The organism is Sodalis sp. RH22 (assembly GCF_047324165.1).
Lineage (GTDB): Bacteria > Pseudomonadota > Gammaproteobacteria > Enterobacterales > Enterobacteriaceae > Acerihabitans.
This window is the reverse complement of sequence record NZ_CP178731.1, coordinates 244,577-257,882: the sequence shown is the minus strand read 5'-3', so window position 1 is coordinate 257,882 and position 13,306 is coordinate 244,577. Positions and strand designations below refer to the sequence as shown.

At 57.5% G+C, this 13,306-nt stretch carries 13 protein-coding genes; 6 read left to right on the top strand and 7 right to left on the bottom strand.

Annotated elements, in window-relative coordinates; translation table 11 throughout:
• Nucleotides 1-8 precede the first annotated feature (8 nt).
• The 3 genes from ACL2XN_RS01095 to ACL2XN_RS01085 all read left to right on the top strand — a co-directional run bounded on the left by ACL2XN_RS01095 (nt 9) and on the right by ACL2XN_RS01085 (nt 3,495).
• Complete coding sequence (locus tag ACL2XN_RS01095) at nt 9-1,223, top strand: CaiB/BaiF CoA transferase family protein (RefSeq protein ID WP_410014567.1); 1,215 nt, start codon at nt 9-11, stop codon at nt 1,221-1,223.
• Nucleotides 1,216-2,010, top strand: a complete 795-nt coding sequence (locus ACL2XN_RS01090; protein ID WP_410014566.1) for an enoyl-CoA hydratase/isomerase family protein — start codon at nt 1,216-1,218, stop codon at nt 2,008-2,010. Before ACL2XN_RS01095 ends, ACL2XN_RS01090 begins: the two co-directional genes overlap by 8 nt.
• A 123-nt stretch (nt 2,011-2,133) precedes the next feature.
• On the top strand, nt 2,134-3,495 hold the full coding sequence (locus ACL2XN_RS01085; protein ID WP_410014565.1) for an MFS transporter: 1,362 nt from the start codon (nt 2,134-2,136) through the stop codon (nt 3,493-3,495).
• Nucleotides 3,496-3,635: 140 nt separating this feature from the next.
• Here ACL2XN_RS01085 and ACL2XN_RS01080 read toward each other — a convergent pair whose 3' ends face one another.
• A complete protein-coding gene (locus ACL2XN_RS01080; RefSeq protein ID WP_410014564.1) occupies nt 3,636-4,508 on the bottom strand; it encodes a LysR substrate-binding domain-containing protein in 873 nt (290 codons plus the stop codon).
• Nucleotides 4,509-4,647: 139 nt separating this feature from the next.
• On the opposite strand from ACL2XN_RS01080, the gene ACL2XN_RS01075 reads away from it, so the two are divergent.
• Entirely contained in the window at nt 4,648-5,421 is a 774-nt protein-coding gene (locus ACL2XN_RS01075) for an SDR family NAD(P)-dependent oxidoreductase (RefSeq protein ID WP_410014563.1), read from the top strand.
• A gap of 128 nt (nt 5,422-5,549) precedes the next feature.
• Here ACL2XN_RS01075 and ACL2XN_RS01070 read toward each other — a convergent pair whose 3' ends face one another.
• Nucleotides 5,550-6,140, bottom strand: coding sequence for an SDR family NAD(P)-dependent oxidoreductase (locus ACL2XN_RS01070; RefSeq protein ID WP_413723133.1), 591 nt, complete (start codon nt 6,138-6,140; stop codon nt 5,550-5,552).
• Nucleotides 6,141-6,176: 36 nt separating this feature from the next.
• A complete protein-coding gene (locus ACL2XN_RS01065) occupies nt 6,177-6,719 on the bottom strand; it encodes a chorismate mutase (protein WP_413723134.1) in 543 nt (180 codons plus the stop codon).
• Between the two features lie 287 nt (nt 6,720-7,006).
• Here ACL2XN_RS01065 and ytfE point away from each other — a divergent pair, with 287 nt between their 5' ends.
• The gene (gene ytfE / locus ACL2XN_RS01060; RefSeq protein WP_413723135.1) at nt 7,007-7,672 is read left to right on the top strand and encodes an iron-sulfur cluster repair protein YtfE; all 666 of its coding nucleotides are present in this window, start codon (nt 7,007-7,009) and stop codon (nt 7,670-7,672) included.
• A gap of 26 nt (nt 7,673-7,698) precedes the next feature.
• On the opposite strand, the gene ACL2XN_RS01055 is transcribed toward ytfE, so the two are convergent.
• Nucleotides 7,699-8,622, bottom strand: coding sequence for a DMT family transporter (locus tag ACL2XN_RS01055; RefSeq protein ID WP_413723136.1), 924 nt, complete (start codon nt 8,620-8,622; stop codon nt 7,699-7,701).
• Nucleotides 8,623-8,629: 7 nt separating this feature from the next.
• The gene (locus tag ACL2XN_RS01050) at nt 8,630-10,222 is read right to left on the bottom strand and encodes a B12-binding domain-containing radical SAM protein (RefSeq protein ID WP_410014558.1); all 1,593 of its coding nucleotides are present in this window, start codon (nt 10,220-10,222) and stop codon (nt 8,630-8,632) included.
• Nucleotides 10,223-10,358: 136 nt separating this feature from the next.
• On the opposite strand from ACL2XN_RS01050, the gene ftrA reads away from it, so the two are divergent.
• A complete protein-coding gene (gene ftrA / locus ACL2XN_RS01045; protein WP_410014557.1) occupies nt 10,359-11,381 on the top strand; it encodes a transcriptional regulator FtrA in 1,023 nt (340 codons plus the stop codon).
• Between the two features lie 123 nt (nt 11,382-11,504).
• Here ftrA and ACL2XN_RS01040 read toward each other — a convergent pair whose 3' ends face one another.
• Both ACL2XN_RS01040 and ACL2XN_RS01035 read right to left on the bottom strand, forming a co-directional pair.
• Nucleotides 11,505-12,317 carry a PfkB family carbohydrate kinase gene (locus ACL2XN_RS01040; RefSeq protein ID WP_413731035.1) on the bottom strand — a complete coding sequence of 271 codons (813 nt, stop codon included), beginning with the start codon at nt 12,315-12,317 and terminating at the stop codon, nt 11,505-11,507.
• Nucleotides 12,318-12,328: 11 nt separating this feature from the next.
• A complete protein-coding gene (locus ACL2XN_RS01035) occupies nt 12,329-13,306 on the bottom strand; it encodes an SIS domain-containing protein (protein ID WP_413729900.1) in 978 nt (325 codons plus the stop codon).

Here is a 13,306-nt window from a genome sequence, read left to right as displayed (position 1 = left end):
GTCGTTTTATGTCAATTCTTAAAGGGTATCGGGTACTTGACTGTTCAATTGCGATGGCCGGGCCGTTTGCGGCGCTGCGCATGGGGGATATGGGCGCCGATGTGATTAAAGTCGAGCCGACCTCCGGCGAATGGCAACGCCACACGTCGGCCGGCGCCGCATTTGGAAACGTCATCAACACGTCGTTTCTGTCCCTGAACCGTAACAAGCGCAGCCTGGCCGTGAACCTGAAAGATGAAGAGGGCAAGGCGCTGTTGTATAAGCTGGTTAAAACAGCGGATGTCTTTATTCAAAACTATCGCCCGGGTGTCGCTGCGCGTCTGGGCGTGGACTATGAAACCCTGAAAAAAATAAAACCGGATTTAGTGTATGTTTCAATGTCCGGCTACGGGGAAACCGGTCCCTATTCAAAACGCCCGGGCCAGGATTTACTGTTGCAGTCGCTCAGCGGCGCCATGCTCAGTACCGGTGCGGCCGGTACCCCGCCCCAACCTTCCGGCCAGTACGTGGTCGACGCCATTACCGCGTATACCGCATTTGAAGGGGCGCTGGCGGCGCTCCTTCACCGTGAACGTACCGGCGAAGGCCAGTTGGTCCAGGTCAACATGCTGGATGCGATCATCGCCAACCAGATGCAGGAAATGACCGTATTCACGCAGGGCCGCAAACCGCAGCGCCGCAGCGAAGAACCGCACGGGCACTGTTATATCCGCGCGCCGTATGGTGTGTTTAAAACGGCCGACAGCTATATCACCCTGGTGACGCCGCACCTGCCCACGCTCGGCAAAATCCTCGACGTGCCTGAATTCGACACCATGGAAGATGAAGTCGACGGGCATACATTGCCTCAGCGCGATTTCATTTTCCGGGTGACCCGCGAAAAACTGCGGGAGCGCACCACCAAAGAATGGCGGGCCGCTTTTGATGCGGAAGGACTGTGGAGCAGTGAGGTCTACGGTTATGAAGACGTGGTGCAAGATCCGCAGGTCATTCACAACGAAACCTTCGTCGAATACGACCATCCGAGCGAAGGGAAAGTGAAGACGCCGGGCTTCGCCATTAAATTCAGCAAAACCCCCTCTTCCATCTATCGCCCGACGCCGTTTGTCGGCCAGCATACGGATGAAATCCTGGCCGAACTGGGCTTCACTGAGCAGCAAATCGCCGCCCTGAAGGAAACCGGCACGGTCATCCGCACCAATGGAGAGAAAATCGATGGCTGAGTTCGACTTTGAAATTGATCCCAACGTGCAGTTTACGTTGGCGGACAGCGTCGCCATTATCGCGCTGAATCGCCCGGAAAAACTGAACGCCGTCACCCCCGCCATGTCGGTCGCCATCACGAAACTTGCTTCATGGTGTAACGAAGCGCCTGACGTCCGCGTGGTGGTACTGACGGCAAACGGCCCTAAAGCCTTCTGCTGCGGCAGCGATATCAAAGAGCTGGATTCTTACCCGTCTCCGTGGATCCACCGTATGAAACACGATCACTGCGACGCGATGGCGGAAATCACCAAACCCACGATCTGCGCGATTAACGGTTACGCCCTCGGGGGCGGCCTGGAGCTGGCTTTGTGCTGTGATATCCGCGTCAGCACCCGTAATGCCCTTTTTGGCGCGCCGGAAATCAAGTTGGGCTGGGTCGGCGGCGGCGGTATGGCGGTGTACCTGAATAAAACCATCGGCGCGTCCCGCGCGTCGCGCATGCTTTACACCGGCGATCCGGTTGACGCCGCCACCGGGCTGGCATGGGGCATCGTTGATGAATTGTTTGAATCGGCCGAAGCGATGATGGCGTCGGTGAAAGCGCTGGCCTCCACTATTGCGTCACGCCCGCCGATTGCGGCCCAGACGGCGAAGCTGAACATGCGCGCCGCGGTCAATATGCCGCTCGACCAGGCTGTTCGCTACGAGCGCGACCTGCGTACCCTATGCTTTTACACCGACGATGCACGGGAAGGTAAAGCCGCGTTTAAAGAAAAACGCACGCCGCATTTCAAAGGGGAATAACGCCTCACTATCCGGTGTCCGTGTTTAGCGGACCCCCTTTACAGCTGAACATCTTATTATCAAACACCCTAATCATCTTTGGTGATGAGGAATAACTATAGCCACAGAACAGGGGAAAACCCTATGAGTCACGCAAAACATCCATCTATGAAAGGGGTAGCAGCCGCCTCCCTGGTCGGCTCTGCGCTGGAATGGTTTGATTATTTCCTTTACGGCACGGCGGCAGCGCTGGTTTTTAATGAAATCATGTTCCCCAAGGGGCATGCAGTTGTGTCTACGTTATTGGCCTTCTCCACACTTGCCCTCGGATTTTTCGTCCGCCCCTTTGGCGCCGTCTATTTTGGCCAATTGGGGGATAAAATCGGCCGGAAAAAAGTGCTGGTGATTACATTATTAATAATGGGGATTGCGACCACGCTGATTGGTTTTGTGCCGACCTATGATTCCGTGGGCCTTTGGGCTCCGGCGATGCTCGTGACCTTGCGGCTGATTCAGGGTTTTGGCGCGGGAGCGGAGTTTGGCGGCGCGGCTATCCTCAGCGCGGAAAGCGCACCACCGCATCGCCGGGGATTTTATTCGTCTTTCCCGGGAGTGGGCGTATATATCGGTCTGTTGCTATCGGCAGGTACGTTTGCTGTACTCACCCAACTGCCAAAAGAGATATTTTTAGCCTGGGCATGGCGGGTGCCGTTTTTGTTCAGCTCTGTGCTGGTGGTCATTGCACTGTTAATTCGTATGAAGGTTTCCGAAACATCAGCGTTTGAGAAACTGTCGACAACCGAGGCCGTCAGCAAGAGCCCGCTGCGTGATCTTGTCCGCACTGAGCGCAGGAGCCTGCTTGTGGTCGCCGGCTCCCAGGTGGCGCAGAGCGGCGTAAGTTATGTCTATCAGACTTTTGTCATTACCTATATCGTCGGCACCCTGCATATGGCATCGTCCGTGGGGCCGATAGCGGTTGCCATCGCGGCAGGCGTAGCCATGTGCACCACGCCGATGTTCGGCGCGATGTCTGACCGGTTTGGGCGCCGCGCCATCTACATGTTCGGCGCCGTTTTTTCAGCTGTCTTCGCCTTCCCCTTTTTCTGGCTGGTGAATACCGGGACCACCTGGGGAGTCATCATCGCTATGACGCTCGGTGTCGGTGTCGGCGTTGCCGCCATGCTCGGCACCCAGGGATCGTTTTTCTCGGAAGTTTTCCCATCGAAAGTGCGCTTTAGCGGATTGTCCCTTGGTCGCGAAATCAGCGCATCCTTGTCAGGCGGCATTGCGCCTTTAGCCGCCGTCGTCCTGTCCAGCATGGCGGGTGGCGCGTCCTGGCCTGTCGCCTGCCTGGCCGTTGCCATGAGTTTGGTTACCGTTGTCGCCGTGGCCTGTGCGCCTGAAACGCATAAATTGGATCTCACTGAATTTACCGATAGTGGAAGCCATGCGCCAGATAATGAAGTCCACGCCGTGGACGCGCGCTATGAGCAGGCCCGGCATTGAAAAAAAATTCACATCCGGGTCTCTTCATTACGGCGCCTCACGGCGCCGTATTCATACTTATTAGCCAGCGGCATAGTGCCGGGCATAGTGCCGCCATTGAACTCCCTGGGCGCCGCTGGAATCCATCGGCCACTGACCGATCACCCCAGCCGTTGAAGCGCGAGTTCCACAAACCGGCGCAGCTTGGCCGTCATGCGCCGGTCGGCCAGATGAACGAGAGCCAGCGGCCATGCCGGCGTGGCGGTATCGCGCAGCAGCCTGACCAGACGCCCCGCGGCCAGGTCAGCGGCTATTTCGAAATCCGCCAGCAGCGCCACGCCTAAACCCTCCCGCGCCGCCGACAACAATGCGGCGCCGTTATCGGCGACCAAGCGGCCCGATACCTGGACTGGCGGCATGCCGGCGAATTGCCAGCGGTTGCGCGGCGCGCCCTCCCGGAACAGCAGACACGCATGTTGTGCCAGGTCAGCGGGGGTTAGCGGTACGCCATGCTTCGCCAGATAATCGGGCGCGGCACAAACCTGCCTGAAGCAAGGGCGCAGTGACCGCGCAATCAACCCGCTATCCGGCAGGTCGCCGAATCGGAATGCGGCCTCTATGCCCTCCTCGGTCAGGTCAACGATCCGGTCGGTTAGCCGCAGGTCGACCTCCACGTCCGGGTAGAGCCTAAGGTAATCGTGAATGAGCGGCGTGACGACATGGGTGCCGAACGACACAGTGGCGCTAACCCGCAAGCGCCCGGTGGGGCTGCCATGGCGTTCCCGCGCCGCATCTTCCGCCGTCTCGACGCGGGCGAGCACGTCTAAACAGTCGGCGAGGAAGGCCTGTCCCACCTCCGTCAGGTTTTGCCGGCGGGTGGTGCGCTGGATAAGCCTGGTTCCGAGCCGGCGTTCCAAATCCTGAATATGATTCGCCACCATGGTGGGGGACAACCCGCAGACCTTGGCTGCCGCGCTAAAGCTGCCCTTTTGCGCCACGCGGACAAACACGGCCATGCTCTCAAGTCGGTCCATTTCACACTCCTGGTTGGGTCTGTTCGCAGAATTAAGCGGATTATCCAAATGAAAGTGCCCAATTATAGTTCTTGTCTGGGGATTCCGGCGCGGTTGCGCCGATAAATCATATGAGTAAGACAGCGCAAGGAGAAATGACATGGGCAGGCTTGAGCATAAGGTGGCGTTGATCACGGGCGGCGCGCGCGGACAAGGCGAGGCGGAAGCGCGTTTATTTGTTCAGGAGGGCGCGCGCGTATTCCTTTGCGACGTGCTGGAGGAGGAAGGCCAGGCGCGCGCCGCAGAGATGGGGGCGGGTGCCAGCTTTGCGCGCCTTGACGTGACTGATGCCGGCGCCTGGCAGCGGGTGGTGGCCGAGATCGAGGCACGGACAGGCCGGCTCGACATTCTTATTAACAACGCCGGCGCCAATGTTCGCCATGCCCTCACCCATACGACGCGGGAGGAATGGGAGCGCATGTTGAACGTCAACCTTACCGGGCAGTTTCTCGGCATACAGGCGTGCGCACCCCTGATGAAGCACGGCGGCGGCGGCAGTATTGTCAACCTGGGATCCACCGCCGGCATTATGGGCCATCCGGTCGCTGGCTATTCCACGTCAAAGTGGGGCGTGCGCGGCCTGACCAAATCGGCGGCGATCGAGCTCGCCCCCGCCAACATCCGTGTTAACGCGCTCCATCCCGGCGTCATAGCCACGCCGATGATGGACCCGGCCGGTCCGCTATTTCGCGCGCTGGTCGAGCTGACACCGCTGGGCCGCGCGGGCCGTCCCGAGGAGATGGCAGAAGTGGTTCTGTTTCTCGCCAGCGATGCCGCCAGCTTTATCACCGGCATCGATCTCGCCGCCGATGGCGGCTTCAGCGAACTGGGCACTTACGGCGCGGTGTGGAAGCACCTCCACGCCGCAACCTGACGGACTTTATGGCGCGTTCCATATCAAGCACCGCCGGCATATAGAGGAACGTCCAATGGCGATTGACCACCTACGCCGTTATTTGCTGGCGTGCGCAGACGCCGACCCGGGCCGCGCATCCGCCGCCATTAAGGACAAGTTATTTCCCTTAGCCGATATCGGTTGACTGCGACAGCGCCTGCCATTCGTGCGCTGCGGCGAAGCTCGTCTGCGCGCGCCATCAGCGTCTCGAAGGCGTTCGTCCCCGCAGCCCATCGCACCGGCGGCGTTTTATCTTCGGCAAGCCTGACCACGGCCTGGCCAAATTTAACCGGATCTCCGTCCTGGTTATGGTTCGTATTGGCGAGGGCCCCGCGCTTGGCTTGACTCGACTGTTGATAATCATCAACCACGCGATCGCCGAACCTGACCGAGGTTGACTCGAGAAAATCAGTGCGAAAAGGACCCGGATGGATGCAGGTTGCCCTGATCCCGAAAGGTTCAAGTTCGATGCTCAGGGATTCGGACCAGCCCGCGACGGCAAACTTCGTCGCGCAGTAAATAGATGCGCCGTCGAATCCGGTGATGCCGCAGGTCGAAGAGACGGTAATAACATGGCCGGAACGTTGTGCCCGCATTAAGGGCAGCACTGCCCGCGTGACATTGAACACACCGAACCAGCGAGGCGCGGAGGTGGCAAAGCTTGCGCATTTGCGGCAGCGGCCCTTGCCGTCCGCCATCACGCTGGGGGATGGCGGGGCCAAACCCGGCCGAGTCTACAGCCGGCGTTTAATTTTAACCAGCGCGTCAACCAGGCGGTGCCTATCCGCGTCGCTAAGATGGGGCGCATGCAGCAAATTATACATTTCCGCCTTATCCGCTTCACTGAAACCACCGGCGAGCAACCGCTGGCCGATCGAATTGAGTATCACCTTGTCCTGGTCGGCGATCGCCCCTCTGACCTCATCAAGGCTTCTCGGTTGCCATGACGGTTCAGGGCTGGATAACCAGTCAGCCAGATAACGGTATTGAATAGCCTTGGCCACATCCATCTGAGCCTGGATAAAGGGCAGCACAGACTGCGGATCCAGGCCCTGGGCCAGGGCATCTTCCTGAGCCGAAGCCACCACCTTCCGTTCCCGCGCCAGGTCTTCTACGGGCAAGTGATGCTCCGCCTTGTAACCGGCGACATCTTTCATCACCAACAGGCGCTGGTTTATGGCGGACGACAGATGAGGAACCGTCACAGTCGACACCGAGCTGGCGAATACCGCCCCGGCCATGAAAAATGATGATAAAAGCAAAACGATATGGTGCATTTCCTTCCTCCCCTGCGACACTTAAGCAAAACAAAAGCATACAACAGAAACAATACCGTACAGTGACAATAGGGGATAATACCTTGACCTTATTGTCGTCTGGTTGCGCTTTGCCGCCAGGACCGCACCCGGACGGCGATCGCACGGCCCGTCGCGCCCCAAGATCAGCCCGTCCGCAGGCATTGCCCAAACAGCGTCAATGCGTCTACCTACTAGGGATTATGGCAACACGCTAAAAGATGCATGTATAATGCATCATAAATTTTCCCTCTCTCTAAGGTGTTACCATGCAATATCGCGATCAGGCCCTTGGCTCTCTTGCTATAACCATTCCGCGCGCCACCCGGCTATTCCGTGAGTACGGTTTGGATTTTTGCTGTGGGGGCAAACAGACCCTGTTGCGGGCCGCCGAAAAACAACTCCTGGACATTGAACTGATTGAAACGCAACTGGCGGCGTTGATGGAGCAGCCCGGTGAAACCCGACCCTGGCAGGACAGCGCCTTGACTGAACTGATTGATCATATCCTGGCGCGCTATCATCAGCGCCACCGGGAACAATTGCCGGAACTGATTTTGATGGCGGAAAAAGTAGAACGGGTACATCAGGATAAACCGGCATGCCCGCGTGGGCTGGCCCGACAATTGACCCTACTCTGCCGGGATTTGGGGGATCATATGATGAAAGAGGAGCAGGTGCTGTTCCCGATGATTAAGCAGGGAATGGGCGTCCATGCGGCCGGGCCGATTTCCGTCATGGAGCTTGAGCATGACGATGCCGGGCGGCAGCTTGAAATCATCAGTGAATTGACCCATAACGGGACGGCGCCGGCCATGGCTTGTACGACCTGGCGTGCGCTTTATGCAGGCATTAATGAATTTACCGATGATTTAATGGAACATGTTAACCTGGAAAATAATCTGCTGTTTCCCCGGGCGCTGCGCGGAGAATAACACCCTAATCCCGCTGAAGACGGCCACTAGCGGATCGGTAATTCCGGCGGGATAGCGGCTTTATCCGTCTTCACCCGGTTCGATAGCATGACGCCGGAAATGATCACCACAGCGCCGACCCACTGCGCCAGGCCGGCCGGTTCCTTCAGCACAAATACCGACAGGAATACTGTAATAAAGGGGACTAAATTGATAAAAGAAGCCGCTTTGGTCGCCCCGATTTCGTCGATACCTTGATTAAAGAATAAATAAGCCAGCACCGAGCCGCCGATCGACATAAAAATTATCGAGGCAATACTGATAAGGGTGATCCCCCGCCCGGGATAACAAAATGCCACCTGATGATACGCATCAATGAATACCCAAGGTAAAAAAGCCAGGCTGCCGTAGAAGAACAGGAAAAACATCCGCACCATGCCCGGGATGGGAATGTGCCATTTTTTGATTAACACATTATAAACGCCAAAACATAAGGTACTGATTAACAGCATAATATCGCCATAATTGTAGGATGAATCCTGCACACTATGCCAATTGCCGCCGCTGATGGTAATCGCCACCCCCAGGTAGGCAACAATCAATCCCAGCAGTTGCCAGGGTTTAACGCGCTCCATGCCGGATAAAGACGCCATCAGCAGCGTAATCAGCGGGATGGTCGCCTCGATAATGCCGGCATTGAATGCGCTGCTGATATTCAGGCCGTTAAAGTAAAAGTAATAACATAAGGTCACGCCAAAAACAGCCGTGACCAGCATGCGCAGATGGGTCACCCAGTTGATATGCAGCAGCTGTTTTTTATTATCAATTAAAATAAAGATGATCGCCGCGGCCAGGAAAAAACGGACAAAGGTGACGAACGAAGGAATAAATACCGCCAGGGCATATTTACCCGCTATTGCCGAACCACCCCAAAAAAAGGCGGAAAGGGATAATGTAATATAGACTTTCATGCGCATGTTATTTGGTCCCATAAAACATGAACAGCTTCTTCATGTTCTCTTCCAGCCGTGCAATATAGTTATATTCAGCCCGCAACAAACGATCGGAGAGGGTGTCCTGGCAGGATAATTCGCTAATCAGGCCCATGACAAACTCCACCGTATCGCCCTGAATCGTGCTGACGTGCTGATCGAAGGCCTTCTCCAGATGGGAGTAACCGGTGATGCCGCAGTAAAATTGCGTCACTTTTATTGCATCGCGAATCTCGCGCAGCATACGGTCTTCGAGGCGGATAATCTCATAGCGGTCGATTATCCGGCGGATGAAAGCGTAGAGCGTGGCCACTTTGTCATCCTTGAAATGATAATTCTCCACATCCCAGGGCACGTGCCGTTCGTGTACCCGCGTCTGGTGATTAAGACGAATACCGGGCAGCGTTTCGGCGCGCGAGGCAATATTCCATAACGACGCCAGCCCGACGCCGTACAAAAACAGCACGCTATTTTGTATTTGCCGCAGCGTCACGTCCTGGAAAAAGGTAATGCAACCGTTGGTAGACCCGGTCATGCCAAGGGATTTGAGGTAGTGGTAAACCTTACTTGATTCGGAGGGAACGATTTTTTTATTATACAAATCAAGCTGTTCATTATCACCGGCCTCCAGGCCCAAATAGGTGCTGATAAGACCGACGCTTCTTAGACGCAGCAGCAGATCCCGATCCCTGGGTTTGTTGATGTCAACGCTGTCGGCGCGGATAAAGGCGTCCAACGGCAAGGTTAACGATCGCCGCTCCATCTCGTCGCAAAATTCCTCGATCCAGGCGCGGTTTTCTCTGGCCGGCGTCACAAAGGTGGCATCAAAGATATGCAGGTATCCCCGGGTTTGCTTGACCAGCGGTTGCATTGCCGCCATTTCTTTGACGACATTGGCGGGCGAGCGCGCCCGGATGCCCGTAGACTCATTGCCCAGGAAACGCTGCGCGTTGCAAAATACGCACGGGTAAGGACAGCCGCGTTTCATTAAAATGCCGGTTTTGACCGGCCTGGCGGTACGCACGCTTTTCAGCGCAATATCATGGGCCGCGAAACACAGGCCATCGAGATGATTATTCGCCGCCCGGTTGGCGTTAATACGGCACTCGCCGGTCGCCCGGTCCCGCCAGGTTATGCCGGCGACATCGTTAAGCGGAAAGCCGTTGCTGAGGGCGTCGACCATGCGGTGGAAGGTAATCTCCCCTTCTCCCCGGCAAATGGCGTCGATGGACGGATAGGCCGACAGAATGCCGACATCCTCATACGAAACATGCTCGCCGCCCAGGACGATAAAAGGTTTGGGATCGGCAAACAGCGCCAGCCGCTGGCTTATCCTCAACGCCGAATGCAGGGTGGCGTAATTCACGCTAAAGCCGATCAGGGCAAATTTTTCCTGGGCGATCAGCTGGGCCATAGCGCTTTCCGTTAAACCGTCCACCCGCAAATCGTACAGCTCCACGCTATGCCCGCTCGGCCGTAGCTGGGCGGCAATCAGCGCCAGCGCCAGGTTTTCATATTGATCATACAGTTCGCGCATCCCCACGGTTTCCGTCTGCGGATTGATCAGAGCGATCCTCATGCCACCTCCCCTATGGAACAGCAATAAAATGCCATCAAGCCATACCCGCGCAAACGCATTACTCTTCTATACGGCTCACTAATAGGGATATTATGTAATGATATTTACCGGGCTTGATAGGACAGGAAGGGACAAGATGCGTATAAATCATGCCAAAAAAGGCCACCATGTCGTGGCGGTAGCCTACGACAGGCTGCGAACCTTCGAGTTTGGCTGCGTGGTGGAATTTTTTGCCGTGGCGCGCCCGGAACTGAACGTCGACTGGTACCGCTTTACGGTTTGTACCGCTGATAAGCACCTGATCCATGCCGTCGGCGGTATCCGCATGGAGATAGAAGCCGATCTCGATGTGCTGGCCACGGCGGATACGATCATCATACCGGCCTGGCGGGATATCAATGAAACCCCTTCGGAACGCCTGTTGCAAAGCCTGCGTGACGCCTACCGGCGCGGCGCGCGCATTTGCAGCATCTGTACCGGGGTATTTGTGCTGGCGGCGGCCGGCCTGCTGCACGGCAAAAGCGTCACCACCCATTGGCATCACGCCAGGCTGCTGGCGCAACGTTATCCCGATACCATCGTCTTGCCCTCGGCGCTGTATGTTGATCAGGGGCAAATCATGACCTCGGCCGGATCGGCGGCCGGGCTGGATATGCTGATGCATCTGGTCAAGAACGACTACGGCCACCGTGTCGCCAATATGGTGGCGCAGCGTCTGGTGATCCCTTTTCACCGGGAAGGGAGCCAACAGCAGTTAATCAAAACCAAAGTGGTGGAAAAAGGGGAAAACCGCATTGCCTCCCTGGTTGACTGGCTGCGGGGCAACCTGATACTGACCCATACGGTTTCCTCGCTGGCAAAACGCGCCATGATGTCCGAGCGGACGCTGCAACGCCATTTCCAGGAAGCCATGGGACTGCCCGTGATGCAATGGCTGGCGCAGTGCCGGTTGGATTATGCCAGGGAGCTGTTGAGCAGCGGGTCGCTGTCCATCGCGCGCATAGCCGAAGTCTCCGGCCACAGCTCGGAGGCCACGTTTCGCCATCAGTTCAGGCTGCATGAAACGATTTCGCCGACCCAGTTTCGCCGCCAATGCCGGCAAAAATACGGCGCGGCGTCCGCGCATCCCCCGCAATCAGGCGAAGATTTGCCGCGGTAAAACAGGCTGCGCCGGCAGCGATGGGGGGAATGTCGCTATTTCATCAGCCGGCGCCGCTTTACCTGAAGCCATTGAATCCTGCCGACACCGGCAATCTTGTCGCGTATTGCGCGGCGTGGGAAATCAGTAGATCATGCCCTCGCCGAATGCCCCTTCCACCATACATATCCGCGCGGCGAAACCGGCGCCCCGGCGCAGGCTTTCCGCCAGCGTGTCACCCGCGGCATGGGCCAGCAGGAACGCGGTGATAAAAGCGTCTCCGGCGCCAAGGGTATCCACCGGCGTGATCATCTCCGGCGCCTGGCTGAACCAGCGGCTGCCGTCGAACAGCAAAGCGCCCTCGGCTCCGCGGGTGGCGATCGGCAGGCGGCAGCCCGCATGCCGGGCCGCGGCAAGCACTTCCCGGGTTTCCTCCAGGCTGCGGTCCGCGCAGGAGAAAAAGCCGTAATCCAGCCAGCGACACAGCGGCAACGCCCGCTCAATTTCAAAATCATCTGAAAAATCATAGGATAAACGGCCAGGGAGCATGCCAAGCGCCGGCAACAGGGCGTCGGCATAGCTGTAGGCGCTGGTATGCACCAGTGTGAACTGGCCTAGCCAGGGCATATCCTCCAGGGCAAAATCCATGGCTATTTTTTGACGAATGCCGCCGGCGTTGGAGCCGAGAAAGCGGCGCTCCCCCTGTTCGATGGTCAGGCTGGCATGGCCATTTTCGCCGGCCGCCACCAGGCAGCGGGAAATGTCCACTCCCCTCGCCGCCAGCACGCGGCGGATATGCTCCGCCGCCCGATCGTCGCCAAAGACGCCCAGATAGGCGGCCTCGGCCGACAGCAGCCGGGCGTATACGCTGAAGTTAAGCGCGTTCCCCCCGGGATAACCGATGCCGGTATGGGTATAGCGGTCGATAACGTTATCGCCAAGTCCGAGTACTTTCATCATGTCGTCCCTCAGTAGGGCACCTGTCCCATATACCGCCGCGCCTCCAACGGATGCCGCCGCTCATTGGCCAACGCGGCACGGTATTCGCACATCACGCTGTAAAACAGTATCGGGTTAAAATAGTCCACCACGCTTACCGGCATCACGCTCAGGCCCAGTTCCCGGGCATCGATAATTTCCACCTTATCGCCATACCGGCCCAGGAAGGCATGCGCCCGTTCGTCCAGCGCCCGGGTGCGGCCTTCGTTCATCATCAAAATCCAAGGCGTATTGGCATCCGTCACTTCAAACGGACCGTGGAAATACTCGCCGCTGTGGATGGACGCCGCGTTAAGCCACTGCATTTCCATCAGCGAGCAGATGGCAAAGCCATAGGCATGGCCGTAGGACGCTCCGCTGGAAAGAATATAAAAAAGCGACTCCTGCGCATAGCGTTTGGCAAACGCTGCGCTGCGCGCCTGGACCTGACGACGGGCCCGGGCGATAACCCCGTCGATCTGCTCCATGCCGGCCAGGAAATCGGCATAGCCGTCGAAGCCTTCGGTCTGCTGCAACGCCTCGACGCACAGGCTCAGAATCAGCGCCATCGGATTATTGATAACCTGGCTGTCATCGCCCCAGGCATACAGCAGATTGCTGTCGGAGAAATCGATCAGGCCTGCCCGCTCGTTATGGGTCAGGGTGACGGTGGCGCTGCCCCGGCGCTGGGCCAGCTCCGCCGCCGCCACCGACTCGGGGGTATCGCCGCCGTGGGAGCAAACAATCGTCAGCGATTGCCTGCCCAGCGTCTTCGGCGCGGCATGGACAAACTCATTGGCGGTCATCATATAGCTGTGCAGGGTGGTGGATTCGCTATTAAGAAAATAATTAGCCGGGTACATATCCACCAGCGAACCGCCGCAGGCCACCAGGAACACCTGGCGCAGCCCACCCTGCGGGCGGAAACGCTGTTCAATAAGGGAAGAAATAATTGCTGCAGTATTCAT